At 44.1% G+C, this 23,575-nt stretch carries 25 protein-coding genes; 9 read left to right on the top strand and 16 right to left on the bottom strand.

Annotation, left to right across the window (positions count from 1 at the left end; genetic code table 11):
* The first annotated feature begins 136 nt into the window (after window positions 1–136).
* Entirely contained in the window at window positions 137–904 is a 768-nt protein-coding gene (pilW, locus tag AACT19_RS06970; protein WP_076645857.1) for a type IV pilus biogenesis/stability protein PilW, read from the top strand.
* Between the two features lie 107 nt (window positions 905–1,011).
* Here pilW and rlmF read toward each other — a convergent pair whose 3' ends face one another.
* A complete protein-coding gene (gene rlmF, locus AACT19_RS06965; RefSeq protein ID WP_076645856.1) occupies window positions 1,012–2,370 on the bottom strand; it encodes a 23S rRNA (adenine(1618)-N(6))-methyltransferase RlmF in 1,359 nt (452 codons plus the stop codon).
* A 4-nt stretch (window positions 2,371–2,374) separates the two neighbouring features.
* Complete coding sequence (locus AACT19_RS06960) at window positions 2,375–2,872, bottom strand: YgjP-like metallopeptidase domain-containing protein (RefSeq protein ID WP_004734935.1); 498 nt, start codon at window positions 2,870–2,872, stop codon at window positions 2,375–2,377.
* A 153-nt stretch (window positions 2,873–3,025) separates the two neighbouring features.
* On the opposite strand from AACT19_RS06960, the gene AACT19_RS06955 reads away from it, so the two are divergent.
* Window positions 3,026–3,262, top strand: a complete 237-nt coding sequence (locus AACT19_RS06955; protein ID WP_004734934.1) for a glutaredoxin family protein — start codon at window positions 3,026–3,028, stop codon at window positions 3,260–3,262.
* 89 nt (window positions 3,263–3,351) lie between these two features.
* Here the strand turns inward: AACT19_RS06955 and AACT19_RS06950 are convergent, their stop codons facing one another.
* The gene (locus tag AACT19_RS06950; RefSeq protein ID WP_076645855.1) at window positions 3,352–4,224 is read right to left on the bottom strand and encodes a LysR family transcriptional regulator; all 873 of its coding nucleotides are present in this window, start codon (window positions 4,222–4,224) and stop codon (window positions 3,352–3,354) included.
* Between the two features lie 110 nt (window positions 4,225–4,334).
* On the opposite strand from AACT19_RS06950, the gene AACT19_RS06945 reads away from it, so the two are divergent.
* Window positions 4,335–5,534, top strand: a complete 1,200-nt coding sequence (locus AACT19_RS06945) for an MFS transporter (RefSeq protein WP_054546430.1) — start codon at window positions 4,335–4,337, stop codon at window positions 5,532–5,534.
* Between the two features lie 85 nt (window positions 5,535–5,619).
* Window positions 5,620–6,186, top strand: a complete 567-nt coding sequence (locus AACT19_RS06940) for a DUF1415 domain-containing protein (RefSeq protein ID WP_076645854.1) — start codon at window positions 5,620–5,622, stop codon at window positions 6,184–6,186.
* 28 nt (window positions 6,187–6,214) lie between these two features.
* On the opposite strand, the gene AACT19_RS06935 is transcribed toward AACT19_RS06940, so the two are convergent.
* On the bottom strand, window positions 6,215–7,285 hold the full coding sequence (locus tag AACT19_RS06935) for a sensor domain-containing diguanylate cyclase (protein ID WP_076645853.1): 1,071 nt from the start codon (window positions 7,283–7,285) through the stop codon (window positions 6,215–6,217).
* 213 nt (window positions 7,286–7,498) lie between these two features.
* Between AACT19_RS06935 and AACT19_RS06930 the strand changes: the two genes are divergently transcribed.
* Complete coding sequence (locus tag AACT19_RS06930) at window positions 7,499–8,074, top strand: nucleoside triphosphate pyrophosphohydrolase family protein (protein WP_017059167.1); 576 nt, start codon at window positions 7,499–7,501, stop codon at window positions 8,072–8,074.
* Window positions 8,075–8,177: 103 nt separating this feature from the next.
* Here the strand turns inward: AACT19_RS06930 and AACT19_RS06925 are convergent, their stop codons facing one another.
* From AACT19_RS06925 to gntH, 5 genes are all read right to left on the bottom strand, one after another.
* The gene (locus AACT19_RS06925; RefSeq protein WP_076645852.1) at window positions 8,178–8,666 is read right to left on the bottom strand and encodes a GNAT family N-acetyltransferase; all 489 of its coding nucleotides are present in this window, start codon (window positions 8,664–8,666) and stop codon (window positions 8,178–8,180) included.
* Between the two features lie 307 nt (window positions 8,667–8,973).
* Window positions 8,974–9,153, bottom strand: coding sequence for a hypothetical protein (locus tag AACT19_RS06920; RefSeq protein ID WP_076645851.1), 180 nt, complete (start codon window positions 9,151–9,153; stop codon window positions 8,974–8,976).
* A 170-nt stretch (window positions 9,154–9,323) separates the two neighbouring features.
* Window positions 9,324–9,839 (bottom strand): hypothetical protein, encoded by a 516-nt coding sequence (locus AACT19_RS06915; protein WP_076645850.1) that lies wholly within the window; start codon window positions 9,837–9,839, stop codon window positions 9,324–9,326.
* A gap of 185 nt (window positions 9,840–10,024) precedes the next feature.
* Window positions 10,025–10,540 (bottom strand): hypothetical protein, encoded by a 516-nt coding sequence (locus AACT19_RS06910; RefSeq protein WP_017068282.1) that lies wholly within the window; start codon window positions 10,538–10,540, stop codon window positions 10,025–10,027.
* Window positions 10,541–10,665: 125 nt separating this feature from the next.
* Complete coding sequence (gene gntH / locus AACT19_RS06905; RefSeq protein WP_076645849.1) at window positions 10,666–12,291, bottom strand: guanitoxin biosynthesis MBL fold metallo-hydrolase GntH; 1,626 nt, start codon at window positions 12,289–12,291, stop codon at window positions 10,666–10,668.
* A 193-nt stretch (window positions 12,292–12,484) separates the two neighbouring features.
* Here gntH and AACT19_RS06900 point away from each other — a divergent pair, with 193 nt between their 5' ends.
* The 3 genes from AACT19_RS06900 (at window position 12,485) to AACT19_RS06890 (ending at window position 14,414) form a co-directional block, all read left to right on the top strand.
* On the top strand, window positions 12,485–13,324 hold the full coding sequence (locus AACT19_RS06900) for a LysR family transcriptional regulator (RefSeq protein ID WP_017070907.1): 840 nt from the start codon (window positions 12,485–12,487) through the stop codon (window positions 13,322–13,324).
* Window positions 13,325–13,422: 98 nt separating this feature from the next.
* Window positions 13,423–14,121, top strand: a complete 699-nt coding sequence (locus tag AACT19_RS06895) for a hypothetical protein (RefSeq protein ID WP_076645848.1) — start codon at window positions 13,423–13,425, stop codon at window positions 14,119–14,121.
* 59 nt (window positions 14,122–14,180) lie between these two features.
* On the top strand, window positions 14,181–14,414 hold the full coding sequence (locus AACT19_RS06890) for a hypothetical protein (RefSeq protein WP_076645847.1): 234 nt from the start codon (window positions 14,181–14,183) through the stop codon (window positions 14,412–14,414).
* 106 nt (window positions 14,415–14,520) lie between these two features.
* Here the strand turns inward: AACT19_RS06890 and cydX are convergent, their stop codons facing one another.
* The 7 genes from cydX to AACT19_RS06855 form a co-directional block, all read right to left on the bottom strand.
* On the bottom strand, window positions 14,521–14,622 hold the full coding sequence (gene cydX, locus AACT19_RS06885; protein WP_017083482.1) for a cytochrome bd-I oxidase subunit CydX: 102 nt from the start codon (window positions 14,620–14,622) through the stop codon (window positions 14,521–14,523).
* A gap of 10 nt (window positions 14,623–14,632) precedes the next feature.
* Complete coding sequence (gene cydB / locus AACT19_RS06880) at window positions 14,633–15,769, bottom strand: cytochrome d ubiquinol oxidase subunit II (protein ID WP_076645846.1); 1,137 nt, start codon at window positions 15,767–15,769, stop codon at window positions 14,633–14,635.
* Window positions 15,770–15,781: 12 nt separating this feature from the next.
* A complete protein-coding gene (locus AACT19_RS06875) occupies window positions 15,782–17,368 on the bottom strand; it encodes a cytochrome ubiquinol oxidase subunit I (protein WP_076645845.1) in 1,587 nt (528 codons plus the stop codon).
* 142 nt (window positions 17,369–17,510) lie between these two features.
* Window positions 17,511–18,941: an aminotransferase-like domain-containing protein gene (locus AACT19_RS06870; protein WP_076645844.1), complete on the bottom strand. Its 1,431-nt coding sequence runs from the start codon at window positions 18,939–18,941 to the stop codon at window positions 17,511–17,513.
* Between the two features lie 232 nt (window positions 18,942–19,173).
* Window positions 19,174–20,628 carry a lytic polysaccharide monooxygenase gene (locus AACT19_RS06865; RefSeq protein WP_076645877.1) on the bottom strand — a complete coding sequence of 485 codons (1,455 nt, stop codon included), beginning with the start codon at window positions 20,626–20,628 and terminating at the stop codon, window positions 19,174–19,176.
* Between the two features lie 375 nt (window positions 20,629–21,003).
* Entirely contained in the window at window positions 21,004–21,363 is a 360-nt protein-coding gene (locus tag AACT19_RS06860; RefSeq protein ID WP_017092613.1) for a DUF6559 family protein, read from the bottom strand.
* A 165-nt stretch (window positions 21,364–21,528) separates the two neighbouring features.
* Window positions 21,529–22,455 (bottom strand): LysR family transcriptional regulator, encoded by a 927-nt coding sequence (locus tag AACT19_RS06855; protein ID WP_076645843.1) that lies wholly within the window; start codon window positions 22,453–22,455, stop codon window positions 21,529–21,531.
* Window positions 22,456–22,639: 184 nt separating this feature from the next.
* On the opposite strand from AACT19_RS06855, the gene AACT19_RS06850 reads away from it, so the two are divergent.
* A complete protein-coding gene (locus AACT19_RS06850; protein WP_076645842.1) occupies window positions 22,640–23,575 on the top strand; it encodes an NADP-dependent oxidoreductase in 936 nt (311 codons plus the stop codon).

Here is a 23,575-nt window from a genome sequence, read left to right as displayed (position 1 = left end):
GTGTTCAGTAGGTTGTTGATAAAACGCCAAATTGGACGCGGTTTTTTTATGGTGTTTGAGTCGCATTCCATAATAGATTTACCACTTCAATGGGTTTGATTTCATATGATGGATTGGTGTTCATAAGGAGCTTCACATGCCCGCCAAGCCGTTATTATCTAAACCTATTTCATTATCCCGCCCCCTTTCGTTATCGAGTCTGATACTACTCACCTCTCTTTCGTTGGTCGGTTGCGTTTCTGTCACTGAAGGACCGCCAAAGATTGAAAGTGACCCTATTGCGATGTCTGAATCTCGTATTGAATTAGGTTTGGGTTATATGGGGCAAGGGAATATGGTGAGAGCACGTGAGAACCTAGAACTCGCCATCAAACACGCACCTAGCTACTATCGAGCTCGCCTTTCCATTGCGCACTATTACGAACAAGTTGGGGAAGTTGACGAAGCAAGAGACGCCTATAAGAAAGCGCTGAGGTTAGACGCAAGAAACGGCAACGTATTGAACAACTACGGTACATTCTTGTGTAAACAGGGCGAATACGAGCAAGCCGATAAATACTTTAACCGTGCCATCGACCAGCCCTATTATTATCTCGTCTCTGCCAGTTATGAAAATGCGGCATTCTGCGCGTTTAAAGCCGGAGAGGTCGAGCAAGCAAAATACTACTTCTCTCGTGCGATTGACCACGACCCAAATCGAGCTAGATCCGTACTACAGCTTTCTAAAATTGAAGTCAGTGAGGCCGAATACAATGACGCTAGGCTCCGCTTATTCAAATTTCACCAACGTTATGGCTATCAAATTCCATCGCTTCAAATCTTGGTCGAACTCGAAAAGAAGGCGGGTAACCGTGCACTTCAACAGAAATACCAAAGCAAATTAGACGAACTGCTCTCCGTTTAAGGCTAACTGCGCTTAGAGTCGTTGCGATAGATATAAAAACGGGCTTGTTGCGTTAACAACAAGCCCGTTTGTAATTTCAGCTTAATATCTTATCTAAGTACAGTCTGTTATTTAAGCGCAATCCACTCTTGTCTTTGTTCGTCGTCCATAAAGGTCCATGCGATAAAGCGACTCACCTTCTGGCCTTGTGACATCTCAACCACTTTTACTTGTTTAGCTCTCAGCTTGCCAAGCTCTGAACGAACCATATCAACGTTGTCTTTCTTAGAGATCAATGTCGTAAACCATAATACTTGAGTAGCAAAAAGCTGGCTCTCTCTCGCCATCTTCATAATGAAAGCCGCTTCACCACCCGGACACCAAAGTTCAGATTTTTGGCCACCAAAGTTTAAGGTTGGTTTATCTTGCTTAGTTGATTTATTTTGCGTGGTTAATTTGTCTAACTTAGCTGGCTTCTTATTCGTTTCTGGCTTGAATGACTGACCGGCTTTCTTAGCTCGGTTTGCCGCTAGGTTATCCAGTTTACGTTGTGATCCCTTTTCCGCCTCTTCTAGAGAGCTATGGAATGGAGGGTTACAAATTGTGACATCGTAACGTTCATTATCCTTAATCACGCCCTTAAAGATAGATTTTGAGTCGGCTTGCAGGCGAGCTCGAATCTTACCTTTTAGATTAGGGTTACTTTCCGCAATGAAGTTCGCTGTTTTGATGGAGACTGAATCGACATCAGTACCTGTCCAGCGCCACTTATACTCTGTCGCACCAATGATTGGATAAATACAGTTTGCACCAACACCGATATCTAATGCTTTCACAGAAGCATGATTATAAGGTTCACCTTGGCCATCGCTATTAAGGATGTCGGCCACTCTGTGAATATAATCTGCACGGCCAGGAATTGGCGGGCACAAGTAACCAGCAGGAATATCCCAATGCTTAACGCCATAGTGGTGCGCCAGTAAAGCCTTATTAAGTAGCTTAACGGCTAATGGATCAGAGAAATTAATGGTGTCTTCGCCCACCGGGTTCTTGATCAGATGTTCTTTTAGCTCAGGCAAGGCTGCAACCAATAACTCGAAGTCATAGCGACCTGTATGTTGATTTCTTGGGTGTAATCCACCTTGAGGCTTTTCAGTCGAGCGTCTTTTCTGGGCTGCGTTTTTGTTAAAAGCAGTTTTATTGAAAGAACCCTTATTCGATGACCCTTTATTCGCACCCGGTTTACCTTTGCTATCTTTTGCAAAAGGTCGCTTTGCTTTGTTGTTGTCAGCACCTTTGGGTGCACTGTTTTTGCGGTCTGATGTGTTCTTTGTAGAAATACGCTTGTCGCTGCTTGGCTTGCCTGCATTTGGCTTAATATCACCGTGCTTACGGTTACCTTGATCAGCTTGGTTGTCTTTTGTTTTTGTTGATGAGGTACTGTTTTTCGACAGGCTTAGCGTAGTTCTATTTTGTGATTGGCTCATTGGGCTACTTCTTTAAGTCTAAATACATCATGAATAAACGGGCATCTAACTCAAGTTGATGATATTCCGGCTCCATGTGACAGCATAGTTGGTAAAAGGCTTTGTCGTGTTCTTTCTCTTTGATGTGCGCCAGTTCATGCACCACCAGCATTCTCAGCAAAGGTTCTGGTGCATTTTTAAAAACACTGGCGATACGAATCTCGTTCTTCGATTTGATCTTTCCACCGTGATTCTTCGCGACGTAAGAGTGCAGACCTAATGCATTATTAATTAGGTGTATCTTGCCGTCATAAATCACTTTACTGATCGGTGGCGTTTTTTTCATGTAGCGATTTTTAATCTCAATCGCATAGTCAAACAGGGCTTTCTCGCTTTTGATTTCATGATTCTTTGGGTAGCGAGCTTCAAACCACGGCACCAATTTACCTGATTCAACAAGTTGAGTTACCGGGTCGAGAATGTGCTTCGGGTAGCCTTGAATATAGCGTAAAGAAGGATGCATGCTGAAAGACCGTACAAGTTACACCACGACAATATGTTGTGGTCTTGAAAATTGAGCCGCATAGTGTAACTGATCACACTTTTCTAATCACCTAGGATTCGTTACACTTTAGCGAGATTCATCAAGAGCTACACTCAAAAAGAGATTGTAAAAATGAAACGTGTTGTATTGTACGTCGCAGACAAATGCCCGCACTGTAAAGATGCACAACGCTATTTGGATTCGAAGAAAATTGAATATCGCCTAACGAATGCAAAAATGCAGCGTGGCCGTAAAGAATTACAGGCGATGGGTGCTCGCTCTATCCCTGTGCTTAAGATCGGTGACCAAGTGATGGTCGGCTGGAATCAGAAAAACTTCGATAAGATGTATAACTCAAAGAACACCTAACGTGCTCTGAGCCAGTCATACTTCTATACAACAAAGCCCGAATATCCAATCTAGGATACTCGGGCTTTGTTTATTTAAATCTTACTAAATCACACATACCGCTTAACGAAATCAATAAAGGTTCTGTCGGCTTTCGACAAATACCCTTCCTTTCTCCAGGCCAAAGATAGATTCAGTTTTACAGGGTCTTTAAATGGCACGCCTATCACGTCTTTCTCATATTCCGTCACTAAGCTCAACAGCGCAGTGATCGCAAACTCTTGTTTAACGATAGAAAGAATCATCGGGAGCAAGTTGGTTTCGAATGCGATTGTCATGTCTAGGTTGTATTTTTGACAGGTCGCATCGATAAAGTCACGGTGAAAATAACCCGACTTGAACATAATCAGCTCTTGAGCAAAGAATTCTTCAAAGGTCATCGAAGTCTTTTGTGCTAACGGATGCTCCTTACCGACAACGGCGACCATCTCAGAACTTAACAGATGATCCGTTTCCAAATCATCAGGAACATTCTCATGATTAATTACTCCAATATCGAGTTCGCCGTTTAACAGCATTTCCCGAATAGAAGCGGTGCCAGCATCAATCAAGGTCAACTTTAGATTTGGGTATTGGCTTTTAAATGCCATCACGACTTGAGGGAAAAAGTAGCTGCCCATCATACTTGGAGCGCCTAATCGAACCTCGCCTTTTTCTAGTCCCTTTAGCTCGTTCATTGCGAGTTGAGCATCATCGAACTGCTGAGCAATTCTCTTTGCATGTTCGAACAACACTTTTCCCTCTTCCGTTAAGGTGACGGATTTATCTCCACGACGGAATAAAATCAACTCAAGTGTCTGTTCTAGTTTTTTAATGGAGATACTCAATGCAGGCTGTGCAATATGCAGCGCTTTGGCAGCTTGGGTGAAGTTACCAAACTGAGCAACAGCCAGAAAATGTCGAAGAGGTTTTGATTCAAGCATGGCGATATATTAAATATATAGAGGTGATATTTTTAATATATTTCTTTAATCACACTTGTGCTGATAACTTGTTCACAAATAGCTTACTAACTCGTGCAGGCACACCGTAAATGTTTGATAAAGGCAGTCCTCAATACAAACGCATCACCCAATCATTGGCGATTGGCTCGTTTATCATTTTCTGTAACCTTTACCTCTTTCAGCCTATCTTGCCGCACATGGCGGAGCACTTCCAAGTATCTGAAACTCAAATCAACTGGCTGTTTGCCGCGACAACGCTAGGGCTTTCCATCAGTTTGGTGCCTTGGGCAATCGCTTCTGAAACCTTTGGCCGAAAACCCATCATTCTGTTCAGTCTGTTCGCTATTCCTTTGATTGGATTGAGCATGGTGTTCACAACCACTCTACTGCAACTTGTTATTGCCAGAGCATTTATGGGAATCGCCGTTGCTGCTTTTGCGGGCGTGGCTGTTGCTTACATGGTTGAGGAGCTCTCTCCCAAAGCATTTGCTGTCGCGATTGGTGGCTATATTGCAGCCAACTCATTGGGTGGCATTTTCGGACGTGTCCTTGGAGGTTTAATCACGGATTACTTTGACTGGCATGCCACTGTGTTGTTTTTCGTTGTCGGCTCTTTGCTTGGCGCTCTCTATATTGCGTATAGCCTGCCTGACCAACAAAACTTTAAACCTCAGAAAGGGTTGTTCTTTCATCATAACCGCTCGGTTGTGATGCACTTAAGAAACCGTACCTTGTGGCTCGCGATGTTGATTGGTGGCGCTAACTTCGCGCTATTCGTTAACCTGTATTCAGTAATGGGCTTTAGGTTGGTATCCGAACCTCACTCAGTGCCTGTGGGCTTAGCTTCACTGATATTCCTATGTTACTTGGCCGGTACGGTAAGCTCTAAGCTCTCCAACAAATGGACACTTCGCTTTGACCCGTTAAACGGTATATTGATGGGCGTGTGTATTAGCTTAATCGGAATGCTAATTTCTGCCGTCGACAAAGTCCCGTTCATGCTAGCAGGCTTGTTATTGATTAGTGGCGGCGCGTTCTTCGCCCATACCCTTGCCTACTCTTGGGTAAGTCAAAAAGCGCCGAGCGCTAAGGCGACAGCAACCGCACTTTACTTGGTTCACTATTATATTGGCGGGAGCTTAGGTGGTTTCTTACTCTTGTATTGCTGGCAACTGTTCGGTTGGAATGGCGTGATTGCGGGCGGTTCAATCTTCTATGTTGCGATATTTGCTTGGGTCTACCAATTAAAACAACTTCAAGTATCGGCCTCTAAACTCGCACAAGCATAAATACGACTGAGGTTGTAACTCAATTATTGCTTTTGATTGACGTCCGTTCTGATATCCTACGCAAAATTTCATTTCGGAACCTGTTATGTCGAACACTCAAAGCACAGATCTTCAAGCCATCCACGACCAAGTAAAGCAGTGGTTAGACGATGTCGTTATTGGCCTAAACCTGTGTCCATTCGCAGCCAAGCCACAACGTAATAAACAGATTAAGATCTTTGTGAGTGAAGCAAATACGGAAGAAGTGTTGTTGCAAGACATCATGACGCATTTCGTAGAGTTAGATAACACGCCAGTCGCGGAATTAGAGACGACCTTGGTGGTTGTACCTAACATGCTGCAAGATTTCTTCGACTACAACATGTTCATTGATTGGATTGAAGCATTGATCAAGCAAGAAGATTGGGAAGGCGTTTACCAAGTGGCAACCTTCCACCCAGACTATTGTTTTGGTGGTGCGGATCCAGAAGACGATGAAAATCTAACAAACCGCTCTCCGTACCCGGTTTACCATTTGATTCGTGAAGCGAGTATGGAAAAAGTGTTGAAGCACTACCCTAACCCTGAAGCGATTCCTGATACCAACATCGCGAGAGTTGAATCCTTAACGCCGGAAGAACGTCGTCAACTGTTCCCTTACCTGTTCAGTTAATCGTTCAGTTAATCGCTAACAAGATGGCTTATATTCCTGAGCGTTCTTGATGGTATGGACGAGAAATGAACTGATCTCGTCCATTTTGTTTCGCAATGTACAGGCATTCATCGGCAACTTTGATGAGCTTATCTAACGCCGACATCCTTTCCCCTTTGGTATCCCCTGTACTCAACTCAAAATGACACGCACCGATTGATATAGTGACTGGCTTTCTATCCAGTGTGATTTTCTTCATCTCTTGCAAAAGAGTCATGAACTTATCTTCAACACAACTTGGTGTTTTATTGGGATACCAAAGAATGAACTCTTCACCACCAAAACGCGCCACAAACTCACCTTCTTGAGTGTTATTGCTCAGCACGTTCGCCACTTTCTTTAAGACAACATCACCCATTTGGTGGCCATAAGTGTCATTGACCTGTTTAAAGAAATCGATGTCGACAACGGCCAAGGTTCCCTTTCCTAAAGATCCTTTTAACTGCTCCACTTCTGCATTCAACGTTTTGAACAAGCAACGTCTATTTGGCAAGTGGGTCAGAGGATCATACAGAGCTTGGTACTCTAACTTCTCATTCAGCTCTTTGAGTTTTCGTTCTTGCTGTCTTCTAACCAGTTCCACTTCGATCCATGAGGCCATTAACCTCATAACGTCGATATCGAACTCTTTGAATTCACGATGATAAGGAGCCGGGCTTGAAAAGTTTAAGGTGCCATAAAGCTCATCATTAACGAAAATCGGGATGCCAATATAAGACTCTAAACCAAAAGACTGGTAAGCGGGATGCGTCGCATACTTATCGTGTTTGCCACAATGTTCAATACAGATAGGACTGATAGATTTACACGTGATCTCACAGTAGGTCGAGCGATAATCGAAGGTGTCACCACTATTAAGTTCAACGCCTTCAGGTGTGACAGAGTGTTCAACTAAGTAAGTATTACCCTCGACTTTAGATAAAATACCGATATCAAGGTTGAAGCGTTCAAGCCCCATGATAAGCAGCTGAGCGATCTGAATATCGAAGCCCTTCCGGTAATCATTGGTGATTTGATACAAGCGACGTATAACAATTTCGCTTTCACTGGCTTGGTTCATAAATGGGGTCCCACTGCAGCCGAAGTTAATGGCAACATTAATATTTGGTATATTAAGAAGAGTAAAGTGTAAAAAAACATAATAATCAATTGGTTTGTATGCAAAATACCTCATTGGTCCAATGAATAAAAGTCGACTTCTTCGACTTTGCGTTAGCACCCTATTCCTAGCTTTGGTAAAATAATCCATTAACGAAACAGAATGGATAGGAAAATGAACCTTTCTCAACTAAGCCAAGAAATCTACGATCACCTTTACCGCGACATTGAAGAGTTCCGCAGTACTTTTGATCTGCCTGTTGCCGCTCCTGAAACAATGGACGAAAAAGGCGATACGCTACATACCTCTCTAGCGATCGAAGAACTAACAGAACTTGCAGAAGCTGACTCAAAAATCGAACAAGCGGACGCTATTGTAGACAGCGTTTATGTTTTGATGGGACGTCTGGTTCACCTTGGCCAAGCTAAGGTTGAAGACAACCTAGCAATCAGCTACCTGATCGACCTACTGTTGAATGTTTCTAAAAACCGCTCAATTGACTTCTTACCTTGCTGGGACGAAGTACACTCAAGCAACATGAGCAAAGTATGTCGCAACGAAACTGAATATGCTGAAACAGAAGCTTTCTATGCTGAGCAGAACATCAAGCTGATGGCGGTTCAAAAAGGCGAATACATCATCGCTAAGTGTGCGGAAGATTTCGTATCGGAAGGCAAGACAGTTCGCCAAGGTAAAGTACTAAAATCTGTACACTACCGCCCTGCGAACCTTGAGCCACTAACGGCTTAAGTTGCACTGAGTATGAAGCTGTTAAAACGAGCAGCTCGCTAAAATAGCAAACGCCACGTTTAAATAACGTGGCGTTTTATTATCTTTCAATCGAACCTTAGCTCTATACCAGTCGCGCCATATGATAAGCCGCCACATATTCGCCATTTCTGAAAGCGAACCCTGCGGACTCTCCTTCAATCACGAAACCGAACTTCTTATACAGGCTGATCGCTCTTTCATTATCGGTGTATACCGTTAACTCCATTCGCTTGATGTTAATCCAGTTATCACACAAGTCGATCGCGGTCGCGAGCAGCTGACTACCCACACCTTTGCCTAGCACATCGTCTTTAACACCCATACCAAATGAAGCCACATGTCGTCTTCTTGGATTCACGCACACTTCCATTCCCAAGTTGCCAACAATCTCATCGTCGATCATCGCGGCATACGAGTACACGTTGTCAGGCATATTAGAGATTCGTTTTTGCCAGCTTTCCAGAGATGGATTTGGGAGTTGCAGCGTACCAGTATAAGCATTAGTGCATTCGTAAACTTCTTTGATTCCCTTTGCATCTGACGGTTCAGACCGTCTCACTATAATACTCATCGCAACTCCTACTATTTTCATCGCTAAATATGAAACACATCCTCAATGTGCACCTAGACACACTATCAAATAGTAAATATTTAACAATAGGTTAGATGAAATTGTTTTTATTGGGGCTGATGTGGGGAATGTATGTAGATGATCTGAAGAAGTACATTTGAGGAATCTAGGTTAATTAAACTGGAGGTAATTCGATATGGGCACCTCGGGTGTGCCCACGCCGCCAAATCTATGGAGTTAGCTTTGGTTAATCATGATCTAACTAATTCTGTTCTGGTTAATCATGAACTAGTTAATCTTGATCTAGTTAATCACGCTCACATTGAACTTGGATGACTTTAAGGTCTGTTGCATTTAGCTTCTCAGCTAGCGCTGCGCCTTCTTCATTACATTGCTCAAGAGTCGTAAATTGGGTGTTAACTTCCATTTCTGCTGTGCTGTCAGCGCCACCCATCATTAGGCTTAGAATCAGTGTTAGTTCGTACATAAAATAATCCTCTTTCGAGCTTTCAAAGCATCCATTCGAATAAGATAAAGTGACTAGAATCCGCCCTAATTCACTTGTTTCGTTTGAGATAATTCTAGTCATTCGTTCGATTCGAGTCTTACCATTTTGTGCCAAGAGGTAACAAAGTAAGTACGCTTATCTTATTGGGCTTAGTTGATACTGAGTAAACGACCTCGTTCGATATCTTGCTCAAGTACCTCTGGAGTCAAGTCGCCATGTCCATGGTGATCGTGATTATGGTTATGTTGACGCCCATGATCGTGGCCGTGTGAATGACTTTGATGTTCATTTGATCTTTGAGCTAACTTATCTGAATCCAAATAAGTGTCCGTCAAATCAGCACAATAATCTTGAGTCCATAAGCGACGAGCGTCGTCATCACTCATGATTTGCTCAGCTTTAGGGCCCAACTTATCCATGTAGTACATCCCCAACTCCTCACCTTCTACATTGGCGTGGTTGATAAGATTCATGAAAGCAGGTTTTTGATTCTCATCTGATAGATGCCCATTTTTGTAACACACGGTTAGACCAATAATGTCGTCGCCAAGTTGCTCTAATTCAGGGTTAAAATGATTGTGACTGTGATTATGTTCGGCAGCGGCGACAAGCATTGGAGTAAGTAAAACACATGCGATAGCCAGTAGCTTAATGGTATTTTTCATGGGATAGACCTTCTGTATTTTCGAATACAAATTTGATTAGTTGGCTGACTTAGCTTCTTGTGAGATGAGCTAAGCTGAGGGGAACTTCAAGACCATTTCAGCCTGAGTACCCCTCTGTCTCACTACAAATAATCAATATGATTGGATAACGAGGCTCGATATAACGAGCGTTCTGTAGACAAAAATCACTTATCAACTACGATTCTTGCTGGTGCGATGGTGTAAGTCATTGGCTTCACCTCCCATTCACCTTTTGCTTCCAATGCAACCGCTAGTGCTTGCGCCTCTTCACATACCTTCGCTGGTTTTCCGTCAGCCCAGTATGATGGGCCCGAGGTGTAGCCGCACATCACTGAAAACGTGTGTTGCCCATTCTTTGTGGTGTATTCCGTCATAATGACACCACCTTCTCCATGCGTTATTTTTAGCGAGCCTTCATCGGCAACATGCATTGCATCGGAAGGGTTCGGTTTGACATACGTTGTGTAGGTCCCGCCATCTGACATGGATTGGTTGTCATACATGGTGTAGCCTTCTTTTTCTGAAGGTAAGGTCAGTTCGTAGTTAGGATCAATATCCGCTAAACGTTCTGAGTTATTCGTCGCACCAGGTTGATAGTTGTGAGCATTGGATTGTCCGTTAGCGAAAACAGACGCTGACACTAAAGATAGAATGACGACCGCTAAAATTGATTTTTTCATAATGAACTCCAGATATTCTAAGCAAAGATGTTGTAAGCAATAGTTTTTATGATTGAGTAGAGAATGGGTTTATTTACCTAACTTTCTAGGATGTGAGGGCAATATCAGCCCTCACTACAAATACCCTATTTGTTGTCGGTTCCTGCTCCTTCACCAGGCTCAGTTGGACGACTTACCGATTTGCGCTCGAGGTTGTGGTGAGCACGCACTCTATCCATGTATTCTTGCTTGGTGTTCATACCTTGCTTCATTGCTTCTGGTACTTGTTCAGCTGGGATCACGATGTCACGGTCGACTGGCCACTCAGTTAACAGCTCTGGGTGGTAGCCTCCTGGGTAGTACAGTTTTGGATCCAACTCTAAATCACGAATCTCTTGTTCTTGTATGTCTTCACGGCTGTTTTTCGGCAACGGAATTCTAAAATCAGACCCATCTGCCATATCAAATTGCGGCGCTCGCGCATTCGGGAAATCAGGTAAAATACCTTCACGAACCCACGCGTTATCTTTAGTCATGTTAACGACAATGCCATCTGGCGCACCGAAGTGGTAAGGCCCTTGCCAATGGTGGCGAACCTCTGCAACAGTTTCCTCATTGAGATATGGGTCGAATGTCATGTGCGTTGTCATGAACAAGCGCGGTTGTACTTCATTCGCCACATAACCCGCCGCGTACGCTGGTGTATGGTGAGTATCAACGGTGTAACGTGCTAAGAATGGCGGCACACCTTGAATAATCGAAGACACGCCAAACGTTTCGGTTTGCAGTTCAGTAATGAACAAGTCTGCACCTTTTGCGTATTTCAAATCCAACTCGGTTGGGCGACCATCTCCTGTCCAAACAAACGAAAGCACTCGACCGTCATCTTGAGTCCAATTTAAGCGATAGCCAGACGCGCCATCTTTTGCATGGCTGCGTCGCCAGTGAATGACTTCGACATTGTCTTGGTCATAGATAACGCCTCCGTCATCGCGGAAATCAAACTCGTGTACCACAATGTCGTTGCCTGATGGGAACACATCAAATGCATCGGTGTGCCAGTTCAACATTTGCTGCATGCCTTCAATCATATGACGAGTGCCATATTCTGGAGTCGCACCACTCGGACCATAAATGTTAAGCGGCTTTTCCCAGCGACCATTCCAACCACCAAATTGATACAGGTAAGGTAACGAGCCGTAATGGTCTACGTGTAAGTGAGTAATGAAGATATGGTCGAGTTCATTCATCGCGACACCCGCCGCTACGTAGTTCGCAATTGATCCTTCACCTAAATCAAAGACAAAGTTCGAGCCGTTACCCAATTCGACGTATATCGAGGTGTTTGCCTGCCCCGGGCGAATCATTGGTGATGTCCCCATGAACGTGACACGCATTTCATCCGGTTGAACTTCTTCAGTTCGTGGGAACCAGTTGGCGCCCGACACCATGTGATCTCCATAAGGTGCAATGCCCTCAAACATCAGGCCTTCTTTCCAACCTGAATTGGTTTCTTTGCGATAGTCACCATTGTTTACACCGCCCATTAACACAGAAAGCACTTCTTCTTCTGAAGAGTACAAGTTCCCCTTAGGTTGGTTGCTCAGATACTCTTCAAGTGTTTCACCTTCGTGATATTCAAATTTCTCGAGTTTTTGAATATCAGAGTTAGTCTGCTTGGTGTTGTATTGCATCATTGGGTCAGCAGCAAAAGCGGTTATCGTGATGATCATTGCTGTAGAGATGATTGATAATTTTGCGAAAGTTCTCATAGTTTCACCTATCGGTCTGAGTATTTAGTAAATGAATGAAGTTCCTTCCTCACTCCGATGCAAACAAGTTTATTAATAAACAGAACCTTGATATATAATGTAAACTTTACTTAAAACCTCCATTTCATTTATGAGTTAATAACGACTCCACCATGATTTGGATGAGTGGCAATAAGAATAGAGGGAACTGAATTTGGACCTTAATCTACTGACGACATTTTTGGCCGTTTACAAACACAGCTCTATCACCGTGGCATCAGAGCAGCTCGATATTTCTCAACCCGCGGTAAGCGCGGCTATTAAGAGACTCGAAGGTGTCGTGGGCAAGGCTTTATTTGTGAGAGAAGGACGAGGTATCGCGCCCACTGGAGCAGCGGTATCACTCGCTAATAAAATAGAAGACCCATTGAACATCATTGGAACGGTTGAGCAGCAAAAGAATGACCTTAAAGTCTATTGCACAGAGAGCTTGCTTCATTTCGTTAGCCAGGTTGAAGGCGTAAGCTTTACGGAAGCGCCGCTCGAAGAGGAAGAACTGTTTGATGCGCTTACTGCACAAAAAGTGGATATCGTCATTGATGTACTTTCGAGTAAGAAACACTCATTGATTGAAGAAACCATCGTCGATGAGGAGCCCGTGTGTCTGACTCGAATCAACCACCCTCGAATTGGTGAGACACTGAGTAAAGAGGAGTATTTCCAAGAGGAACATATTGCACTCAAGATCAAACGCGCCAACATGAACACGGTCGAGTTTTTATCAGAGAGCGATATCGAACCGCGAAAAGTCAGAATTGAAACCAGCTCAATTTCAAGCATGCTGATTTTGGCAAGCACGACAGATTATATCGCCGCTTCTACTCGTTCTTTTGCAGAAATGCTCGCACCAGCGCTTGGCTTACGCGTTCACCCTATCCCCATCAAATTAAGACCGATCACGTTTCGGATGCTCTATCACCGCCGTTACGCTAACGACGAACAACACATCAAAACCCGCGAAGCAATCAAGTCGGCATTAAGAAAACATAAATGAAACTGAGGTTTTAACTAAAGTTAACCCTATTAATATAAATTAAATTTAATCACATACTCTCCAGCAAGTTAATTCAATAGAACGACACTGGAGAATCCATGAAAAAGCTTAACCTTATTGCACTACCACTTACGTTACTCAGCAGCGCAGCGTTTGCGACTTCGACTCAAGTTTACATCGAACAAAACGTTGCCTCTAATGCTGCTGATAACGGTGTCTACACCACAGAAGCTGGCGCATTAATCGATACCTCAGAAAATGGACAAGTCTATATAGGTTTTGATGACCAAGGTTGGTTAGCCGCGGGTTACGGACACGACTTTCACATCAGCGAGTCTTTCACGTTCAACCTATACGGTGAACTCGGTAAATGGGACAACGGTGAAGAGTTATTAATCGAAGGTATTATTGATTATCAAGTGAACGACAACTTCAATGTATTCAGTGGATTGGGGTACAACCAGTCAAGGCAAGTACCCGAAAAACTAAGCGACACCACGATCAACACCAATAAGTTCATCGCCGGTGCGGAGTACTCTCTCTCCGGTTGGGATTTAGCTTACCAATACACTCACGAGAACCGTGATGGGTCCAATGTTGGTGACCATCTCGTTGACCAAGACGATTACCGCACTAACGAACACGAAGTCGTTCTGTCTAAGAGCATCGACGACTGGACACCCTACGTGAAATACACCTACTTTAACACCCACGAAGAGGCCCATAAGTTAAGCGGAATAATGGGCCCGATCGACAACGACAGCATCATCACACTTGGTTTGTCTTACGACTTCTAAATATCTCAGATTCAATTCTCATAGGCAGATGGATTTGCCCACCTTTCGAGGGCACTACTATGAAAATGACTCCTCAACGTAACAAAGCCATTAATATCGCTGCAGCGATCAGTATCGTTTTGTTTTCTGCGATTCCCACCTACGCAAGTGCTGATCACTTAGATTTCCATTATCTAGAGCCGAGTTATCTAGAAACCGGCTATCTAGACTCCTACTCCGTCGAATTCATGACACCAGATTTTGGTCAGGGGTATCTTAACGATGAGATTAAAGAAAACCTTATTCTGGAATAAAACACATTACAAAACGTAAAAGACCAGAAACTCACGCTTCTGGTCTTCTTATATAGCTCTTGTTTTCTATATAACTCTTATTCGATTACAGAGCTTTGCTCAGCGATTAAGACTCCGTTTCTGAATCACTTTTCTCTAGGCTGATAACATTCAAAACTGCAAATGCAGAGGCTAGGAATAAGCCCAATATCCAAACAAAATACCACATGAGAAACTCCTTAATACAGTGAGTGGCCATTACGTTCGACATACTCACTATCGAGTCGTCCAAACATGGTTCGATAACTGAACGCGGTATAACACAGAATGATAGGTACCATCACAAACGCCACGCCTGTCATGATGTTCAAGGTCAGTTCGCTCGATGTTGAATCCCACAGCGTTAGGCTATTACTCGGGTTAACGCTAGACGGGATAATGAACGGGAACATCGAGAAACCCGCCGTTAAGATGATGCAAGCATTAGTCAGGCTTGAACTAATAAAAGCAATCGCATCCCATTTCAACCTTGCGCCAATCAAAGTCAGCAATGGAATGGTCACGCTGCCGATCGGTGCAAACCACATCCAAGGGTACGTATCGAAGTTGGTTAACCAAGCGCCAGCTTGTGTAACGACTTCTTTGTTCAAAGGATTTGAAGCCGAGCTATGATCCATCGCACTGACTATCAGATACCCATCAATATGGTTTATCGCCATACAGCCAATCACCATAAGGAAAGCGATAAGTACCGCACTCGCCTGCGTCACCGTTCTTGCCTTTTTGTACACTACGTCTGTGGTTTTCATCATCAACCACGCACCACCTTGTAACAGCGCCATCAATAACCCGACTAGACCACACAAAAGCGCGAATGGGTTGATCAAATCGATAAACGAACCATGGTACTCAACCATCAAGAAGCTATTCAGCGTAAAAGGTAAGCCTTGCATCAAATTGCCAAACGCCACCCCAAACAAGATAGGAGGGAAGAAGCCTGAGAACGAGATTGCCAAGTCACATACTTGTCGCCACTGATCGCTGTCGATCTTTGCTCGATACTCAAGCGCCAAAGGACGCAACCACAATGAAATAAGCACCAAATACATCGCCACATAAAGGCTTGAAAACGATGTCGCATAAACCAGAGGCCAAGCCGCAAACAACGCACCACCTGCGGTAATTAACCAAACTTGGTTGCCGTCCCAATGGGGCGCGATGGAGTTAATCATTACTCGTCTTTCAGCGTTCGTTTTACCAATAAACGGTAACAACGCCCCCACCCCTATATCAAAACCATCGGTGATCATAAAACCAATCAGCAGTACACCAATCAGAACCCACCAAATTAAACGCAATGTGTCATATTCGAACATGAGTCAGTCACCTTATTGTTGAACTTGTTGTGCCAATTTGGCTTCAAGTGAAGTTGTATTTTGTTCATAGTGATAGCGACCCGTTTTTAAACTGCTTGGGCCTTTTTTAGCAACGGTAATCATCAAGTAACTTTCAACAATGATAAATACGGAATATAGGCTGATAATGAGAGCAAGAGACGTAAGCAGGTTTTCAACGGTTTGAGAAGAAGCCGCGACCGTCACAGGAAGAATTTCACCTACTGCCCAAGGCTGACGGCCGTATTCCGCAACAAACCAACCTGCTTCGATTGCCACCCAAGGTAATGGAATTGACCAAAGTGCCGCTTTCAATAACCAAGGTTTTTGAGTGATGTTTTTCCGGTAGGTTTGTAAGAAAGCCGCGCCAAAGACAAACAACATAATGAAGCCACAACCCACCATGATTCTGAATGACCAGAACAGAGGCCAGACAGTTGGAATTGAATCATCTGCCGCTTGTTGGATTTGCTGTTCAGTCGCATCGGTTACGGTATCGGTGTAACGCTTAAGTAATAAGCCATAGCCGAGATCGTGCTTGGTTTGATCGAATGCTTGCTCCGTCTCATAAGAGGTATCGCCTGCTCGTAAACGCTCCAACAATTCATAAGCGATGATTCCGTTGCGAATACGGACGAGGTGCTGGTCGCGTAGGTCATGAAGGCCAGTGACTTGCTCATCCAAAGATCGCGTTGCAATAATTCCCATCACATAAGGGATTTTGACCGCGAAGTCGGTTTTGCCCTCTTCTTGGTTTGGTAATCCAAACAAGGTAAACGCCGCAGGTGCAGGTTCTGTGTGCCATTCAGCTTCAATAGCGGCCAGCTTTACTTTTTGAACATCGCCCAGTTCATAGCCCGACTCATCACCTAATACGATCACCGAGATAATAGAAGCAATGCCGAACGAAGCTGCGACAGCAAACGAACGTTTTGCAAAAGCAACGTCTCGCCCTTTCAACAAGTAGTAAGAGCTCACACCAAGGATAAACATCGAGCCACAGGTATACGCTGAGGCCACGGTATGCAGGAATTTAACTTGCGCGACAGGGTTAAGCACCACTTCTGCAAAACTGGTCATTTCCATACGCATAGTTTGGTAATTGAACTCTGATCCAATCGGGTTTTGCATCCAACCATTGGCAACCAAAATCCACAGTGCAGAAAAACTCGAACCCAGAGCCACCAGCCAAGTCACCACAAGGTGTTGGCGTTTCGATAGCCTTTCCCAACCGAAGAAGAACAATCCAACAAAGGTGGATTCTAGGAAGAACGCGACAAGCGCTTCGATGGCTAAAGGTGCACCGAAAATATCGCCGACATAGTGAGAATAATAAGACCAGTTGGTGCCAAACTGGAATTCCATGGTTAAACCGGTCGTGACACCCAAGGCAAAGTTAATGCCGAACAGTTTGCCCCAGAAGCGGGTCATGTCTTGATAGATTTGTTTACCGGTGAGTACATAGATCGACTCCATGATCGCCAGTAAGCACGACATACCGATAGTCAGAGGGACGAAAAGAAAGTGGAACATAGCGGTTAGCGCAAACTGTAAACGCGACAATTCAACTACATCAAACATTTAAGCTCCAAACATCATAATGATGGCTTTCATATTAAGAATTGGAGCGTATTTCAGCACAGTTCTCACGAACCAAACTAGAACAGATTGATTATTAAAAAACAGAACAGATTTACTTATTAGACGAACGACTAGTCAGAGTTTAGCTGCAACTATTGGCTTGCAATTCCATTGCCTGAATCAAGCCGCCTAGCGTTCGAATGGCTTCTGCTATTTTGTCGTCACAAGCATACGAACAGTTGAGTCGAATGTGATGAGAGAACTTTTTGTCACTGCTGAATATGATTCCCGGTGCGACAGAGATGTTTTGTTCAAGGGCTAGCTCATACAGCTTCTCAACACAAACAGAGTGCGGCAGTTCTATCCAAATGAAGTAGCAACCTTGGCTTTTATGAATCAGAGCACTCTTAGGCAAACTGGATTCTAACAATGCTATATGCGCCTTCTTCCTTTCATTCAAAAGCTTGCGAAGTTTTTTAAGATGGTTGTCATAGCTATAAAATGTCAGATAGTGAGACAAGCCAAGCTGAATCGGAATACTGCTGGAGAGTGTCGAAAGGTGCTGCAATCTCTGAATCTTTAGCGCTTGTTTCCTTGCAACTACCCAACCGATTCGAAAGCCGGGCGACAATGATTTGGAAAACGAACCACACAACATGATTTGCTCGCCAGTGTCATAGGCTTTAGCAGGCAAAGAGCTTTGATTACCGACGTGAAGCTCTCGATACACATCGTCTTCGATCATCGGGATCTTATGTTGGTTCACCAACTCGGCCAATCGCTGCTTGTTTCCATCACTCATCGAATAGCCTACTGGGTTTTGCGACTCCGTCATGAACCAACATGCTTTGATGTCCATTGAAGCGAACACCGACTCCAACACATCCAAATCAATCCCTGTTGTCGGGTCTGTTGGAATCTCAACAGCAGTGAGGTTTAGCCTTTCTATGGTCTGTAACACACCGTAAAACGCTGGGTACTCTATCGCAACTAAGTCACCCGGTTCGGTACAGGATTGCAGGCATAAGTTAAGTGCCTCCATCGCCCCAGAAGTGATCACAATATCGTCAGGTAGGACGTTCAAGCCTTGAACTTGATAGCGTTGGGCAATTTGTCTACGAAGTGTTTCACTACCTGGAGGCAAATTGGTGAGCATGCTGTTATCGGGCATTTGGCGGCTGGCATTGGCTAAACTGCGCGACAATGCTTGATGCGGAAACAAAGCAGGATCTGGGAATGCCGAGCTAAGTGGAATGATGCTAGGGTCTTTGGCACGCTGAAGTACATCGTAAAGCAAATCACTGATTTTAACGGGATACGGCTTGATGGCTTTTTGTTGTGCGAGTTCTGAGGTGAACACATTTCTACGCGGTAACACGAAATAACCAGACTTGGGCTTTGAGCACACATAGCCTTGATCTTCAAGCTGCTGATAGGCTTGCAGTACCGTCTCGATACTGAGTTTATAGCGCTTACACGCATCTCTAATTGATGGGATCTTCTCACCACTCAACCAGATGTTTTGCTCTATCTGATTCTTAATTGTATTGGCGAGTATCTGTGATTTTTTCATCAAAAAGTTCTTTCTTATCCAGTGCGCTTAAGCTTCCCGAACTCCCGATATTCAAAGCATTCGAGGTGAACTGAGCATTCGAGGTAAACCAAAGCCCTACCCTAAACGCAATTCTCTTCACGGTCGACTTGTTTATCTCTCCCATAAGAAAAGACACCACACTCGTCAAAAAGTGTGGTGCCTTGGTTATTACTTTAAAGCTAACTAACTAACTAACTAACGCTAATTAAGATTAGTTGGCTGGACGCCACACGCCCCACTGATCATTTTCGTAGGTCGCTTTAGGGTTTGTACCACCTTGAATCCACCACTGTGCTTTCCAAGACTGGTTCGAGTACGTTACTACTTCACCGCCTAGGTAAGTCGCTGAAGAGTCCCAAGTGCCATTGTCTGGGTCAGGAGTCGGATCTGGATCCGGCGTTGGATCTGGGTCCGGTGTTACGCCACCGTCATCAGCAATTACTTCAAAAGTGAAGGTTTCAACACTGTCGCTTTCAATCGAGCTAGCCATAAACGATAGAGTTTCGTTTGCAGTGATGCCAGTGGTATCAACTACGATAGAAGCCGTTCCATTATTTTGAATGCTTACTGAAGAGCCTTGTGTCTGAGTTAGATTTGCCGCTTCGCTTGTTGCAATCACAACTTTGTCGCCAGCATTCACTACATTGTCACTCTTAACTAATTCGTAGATGTCGCCTTTCAATGGTTCAACACCACCGTCGCCACCATCAATCAGCGTTAACTGACCAGAAGCACGGCTATCTTTTGAGTTAAAGAAGTTACGTGAAGGATCGTTTTGGAAGTACATGTAGTGCTGCATTTCAGCGTGCCAATCACCAATGAAGATCGCGCCGTCTTTAAACTCTTCATGCCAGCCGTTAATTTCTGAAGCCAACAAACGAGCCCAATCGTTAACGTTTGAAGCGTCGATGACGATGTCGAAGCTACGCGCTACTTCACCGTACTTGTTGATGATGTCGTATTTAACCGTATCACCAATTTCTGGCGTACCAAACTGGTCAGAAACAAACAGGTCACCACGAACTAGATCAGGTTCAGGGCCCGGCTCTAGTGGAGGGGTTGTACCACCTGCGATAGTGATGTCTGAACAGTTGTAGAAACCTTCACCCGCGGCATCGTCACGTTGCCAACGAACGTATAAGATTGCGTCGCCAGATCGGTCTGAAGGAATCGTTACGTTGATACGGTATTTGCCACCGCTTACAGGAACATTCCCCACTTCTTGGATAAGATCTAAGTCCCCCCACGCTAGGCCTTTGCTCAGGTCTGCGTTTGGTTTCGTTAGGTAGAATTCCCAGAATGACGGGTTGTGTGGTGCAGTCGCGTTGAATACATATTCAAATGTACCAGTATTTAGCTCGGTTCGAGTCCAACCAGTATGAGGTGCACCCATGCCGCGTTTTTGCGAATCATTGGCGTAACATAAAGTGCCGTCAGGAATCGCCGCTTTTACAGCATTGATGTTGTTGAAATCTTGGATATTTTTCGCATACTCGTTACGTTGAACGAACGGGTATGATCCAGAAATATCTTTCGCTTGAGCACATGCAGCATTTGGTGGTGTACCCGACCAAACCCCGCCTTGCTCGTAACACGTGTTCTGACGTGCACTTGGAAATTCAGACCAGCCATGAGCATTTGCCACTGACGGCACACTCGATAGCATAGCCATACCCACTGCTATTTTTAGAATATTATTATTTATTGTTGTCACTTTCCCACTCTCTATTATTTTACCCTAAACACAAAACCAATTGGTTACTAACCAACCAGTACTGTCATTCGAAGGTTTATAGTTTCTGACTTAAAGAACAACGAAAAATATATACGTCAATTTTATCAATAACAGCGGGTTTTATATTGATAGGAATCAGCATCACACAACTCAAACAAATGCGTTGTAGATAGATGATGTTGCTTCGAATTATGACATTTCAGTATTCTGTGTTGATTGAGGGAACATTATTCAGAATGAATAAAAAAGCGGCTTTATGATTAAGCCGCTTTGGGGATATAAAGGCGTTCGGTAGTAAGAAGATATTTAATAACGGCTATGCATGCCCATGCGATGTGACATGTCATCGTCCATGCGACCGCCTTTCCAACCGCCGCCACCCAAAAGATTGAGCACATCACGCGCAGTGTAATTCTCGCCGCCGAAGAAATCATTAGACACATCATTACGTAACAGCTGGATAGTGGGAACCAATTCAACATCTAAATCTTGTGGATCAGCAAACAAAGCCAATGCGATTTGTTGTTGGCGCTTACTCAATTCACGAGAACTCGTTTCTACCTGACCAATCGAGAAAAAGTCACGGCTTCCATAACTCTTTACCAACCTTGCAGACAGTAGCTTAATCACCTTTTTGATTCTTCGTCGCTGAATATATCTAAACACTCTAATTCCCCTTCCAATTTACAAATATCACATCAAATGTTGTTCAGATTTGAGCAACACTTAGAATGTCACTCTTTATGATGATGCTCAATATATAACGTCAGTAATATACTGATTAACAATGCGAAAAAGAAATTTCGAGACGAATACACTTTGCACCGCTTCTCATTGAAACGGATCAAAAAGTAAATTCTTAGGCAAACCATGGTTCAGAACACTAAGCACTTTCTCACGCAACCATAACGTACCTTGGTCACGTTGATGGCGCACATGCCAAGACATCGAAATGGGCCCCGGTGGCATGGTGAATGGCGTTTTCTTAATCACCAGATCTCCCTTGCTCACGCTCTCCAATATTATCGGTAATGGAATCGTCGTGATCATGTCAGTATTGATTAACAACCTAGGTATGGAGTAACAGTGGTTTACCGTCATGGCGATGCGCCGTTTCATTCCCTTCTGTCCTAGTAGTATGTCTACCCCGCCTGTCGCCTCACCTGATAACGAGAGCAACAAATGATCAGCACTAGCAAAAGCACTTAACGATAGCTCTTCACTAGCCAACGGGTGATCGGCACGCATTGCGCACACAAAGTGATTATCAAACAAATGTTGAGTTTGTACTTGAGCTGAATTGCCTTCGAAATAATCCAAGACCATATCGACATCGGCACTGAGCAATAACTTTTCTCCATTGACGTTGTAAGGTACGGCGTGAATATTAACGTCAGGCGCTTCAAGCTCTATTCGTTGCTTTAACGGCAACCAAAACAGATCTGCCATCCAATCTGTGGTTGCGATTCTAAACGTGCGCTTTAACGTCGCAGGATTAAACTCATCACGCTCTGTTGCTATCCGTATTGCCTCTAACGGCTCACCAATCGTTTTCCACAACTCGACGGCGTAAGGGGTTGGGCGAATCCCTCTTCCTTGTTTCACGAATAAAGGATCTTTCCAAGCATGGCGCATTCGAGAGACGGCGTTCGATACCGACGGTTGCGTCATCGACAATCGATCTGCGGCCACGCTAATCGAGCTTTCCTGCATGATTGCATCAAAAATAACCATTAAATTCAGATCGACATTCGCCATCTTACTTGCCTAATTACACAGGGAGTTAGTGGATGAGTATCGACAAACTCATCATATTAATCAATACATATTATACCAATCATCAATTAGACGATAAGTAACAAGTTGGGCAAAGTGAGTTCCACAAGCAGATTAACCCGCTGTTAGAAAAACAAATCAGATGACTCACTTATAAGGAAATACGATGAAAGCCGTGTATTTAGAAGAGTATGGAAATGCGCAGAACTTAACGTTCGGCGATATAGCCAAACCGACCATCACCCCAAATCAAGTGCTGATCAAAGTACAAGGCGCGGGGGTAAACCCTGTCGACTGGATGGTAAGAGAGGGATTCTTAGAGTCTACTGGTCAACATGAAATGCCACTCATTGTTGGCTGGGATGCAGCAGGACAAGTTGTCGAAAAAGGCAACAATGTAAGCAACCTCAAACTTGGGGAGCAGGTCTATGTATATGCGCCCATTTCTGAACAAGGCGCCTACGCCGAATATCTTGCTGTCGATAGTAGATTAGTAGCAAGTGCGCCCAAGTCTCTCGACATCGTGACCGCTGCAGCAGTGCCATTGGCCGCAACAACAGCATGGCAAGCACTTGTTGAAGGCTGCCAACTCAAAGCCGGTCAACGTGTCCTTATTCACAATGCATCCGGAGGTGTTGGTAGCTTTGCGGTTCAAATAGCGAAAGCGCTCGGTGCTTATGTTATCGGAACAGCATCATCCAGCAACAAAGCCTACTTAACGGCTTTAGGGGTCGATCAATTCATCGATTACCAAACTCAACGCTTTGAAGACCTTGTTGATGAGTTAGATGCTGTGCTCGTCGCTGTTGGGGGTGATGGCATCGCGGAGCGTTCACTCGAAGTCGTACGAAAAGGTGGCAACGTAGTTTCACTATTAGATGACATTGAAAGCGCATTACCACTGCAACTAGGCGTAAATTTTCAACGTTGGTGGGTTTCACCCAATGCCAGAGATCTACAACGTATTGCCGCTTTAATTGATGATGGCGTAATTAAAGTGAACATCGATAAGGTGTTCCCACTATCTAAAGCCGCTCAAGCACAGGAGTTAAGTCAATCGAAACGTGCTCGTGGCAAAATCGTATTGGAAGTTTCGCTGTAA

This window comes from Vibrio sp. 10N.222.47.A9 (genome assembly GCF_963872585.1).
In the GTDB taxonomy this organism is placed as follows: domain Bacteria; phylum Pseudomonadota; class Gammaproteobacteria; order Enterobacterales; family Vibrionaceae; genus Vibrio; species Vibrio splendidus.
The sequence above is the reverse complement of the archived record's forward strand: the minus strand, read 5'-3'. Positions and strand labels throughout refer to the sequence as shown.

Bases quoted from the DNA above. Each gene is read 5' to 3' on its own strand.
- pilW (WP_076645857.1), top strand. From the start codon at position 137: ATGCCCGCCAAGCCGTTATTATCTAAACCTATTTCATTATCCCGCCCC.
- rlmF (WP_076645856.1), bottom strand. From the start codon at position 2,370: ATGAGCCAATCACAAAATAGAACTACGCTAAGCCTGTCGAAAAACAGT.
- AACT19_RS06960 (WP_004734935.1), bottom strand. From the start codon at position 2,872: ATGCATCCTTCTTTACGCTATATTCAAGGCTACCCGAAGCACATTCTC.
- AACT19_RS06955 (WP_004734934.1), top strand. From the start codon at position 3,026: ATGAAACGTGTTGTATTGTACGTCGCAGACAAATGCCCGCACTGTAAA.
- AACT19_RS06950 (WP_076645855.1), bottom strand. From the start codon at position 4,224: ATGCTTGAATCAAAACCTCTTCGACATTTTCTGGCTGTTGCTCAGTTT.
- AACT19_RS06945 (WP_054546430.1), top strand. From the start codon at position 4,335: ATGTTTGATAAAGGCAGTCCTCAATACAAACGCATCACCCAATCATTG.
- AACT19_RS06940 (WP_076645854.1), top strand. From the start codon at position 5,620: ATGTCGAACACTCAAAGCACAGATCTTCAAGCCATCCACGACCAAGTA.
- AACT19_RS06935 (WP_076645853.1), bottom strand. From the start codon at position 7,285: ATGAACCAAGCCAGTGAAAGCGAAATTGTTATACGTCGCTTGTATCAA.
- AACT19_RS06930 (WP_017059167.1), top strand. From the start codon at position 7,499: ATGAACCTTTCTCAACTAAGCCAAGAAATCTACGATCACCTTTACCGC.
- AACT19_RS06925 (WP_076645852.1), bottom strand. From the start codon at position 8,666: ATGAGTATTATAGTGAGACGGTCTGAACCGTCAGATGCAAAGGGAATC.
- AACT19_RS06920 (WP_076645851.1), bottom strand. From the start codon at position 9,153: ATGTACGAACTAACACTGATTCTAAGCCTAATGATGGGTGGCGCTGAC.
- AACT19_RS06915 (WP_076645850.1), bottom strand. From the start codon at position 9,839: ATGAAAAATACCATTAAGCTACTGGCTATCGCATGTGTTTTACTTACT.
- AACT19_RS06910 (WP_017068282.1), bottom strand. From the start codon at position 10,540: ATGAAAAAATCAATTTTAGCGGTCGTCATTCTATCTTTAGTGTCAGCG.
- gntH (WP_076645849.1), bottom strand. From the start codon at position 12,291: ATGAGAACTTTCGCAAAATTATCAATCATCTCTACAGCAATGATCATC.
- AACT19_RS06895 (WP_076645848.1), top strand. From the start codon at position 13,423: ATGAAAAAGCTTAACCTTATTGCACTACCACTTACGTTACTCAGCAGC.
- AACT19_RS06890 (WP_076645847.1), top strand. From the start codon at position 14,181: ATGAAAATGACTCCTCAACGTAACAAAGCCATTAATATCGCTGCAGCG.
- cydX (WP_017083482.1), bottom strand. From the start codon at position 14,622: ATGTGGTATTTTGTTTGGATATTGGGCTTATTCCTAGCCTCTGCATTT.
- cydB (WP_076645846.1), bottom strand. From the start codon at position 15,769: ATGTTCGAATATGACACATTGCGTTTAATTTGGTGGGTTCTGATTGGT.
- AACT19_RS06875 (WP_076645845.1), bottom strand. From the start codon at position 17,368: ATGTTTGATGTAGTTGAATTGTCGCGTTTACAGTTTGCGCTAACCGCT.
- AACT19_RS06870 (WP_076645844.1), bottom strand. From the start codon at position 18,941: ATGAAAAAATCACAGATACTCGCCAATACAATTAAGAATCAGATAGAG.
- AACT19_RS06865 (WP_076645877.1), bottom strand. From the start codon at position 20,628: ATGCTATCGAGTGTGCCGTCAGTGGCAAATGCTCATGGCTGGTCTGAA.
- AACT19_RS06855 (WP_076645843.1), bottom strand. From the start codon at position 22,455: ATGGCGAATGTCGATCTGAATTTAATGGTTATTTTTGATGCAATCATG.
- AACT19_RS06850 (WP_076645842.1), top strand. From the start codon at position 22,640: ATGAAAGCCGTGTATTTAGAAGAGTATGGAAATGCGCAGAACTTAACG.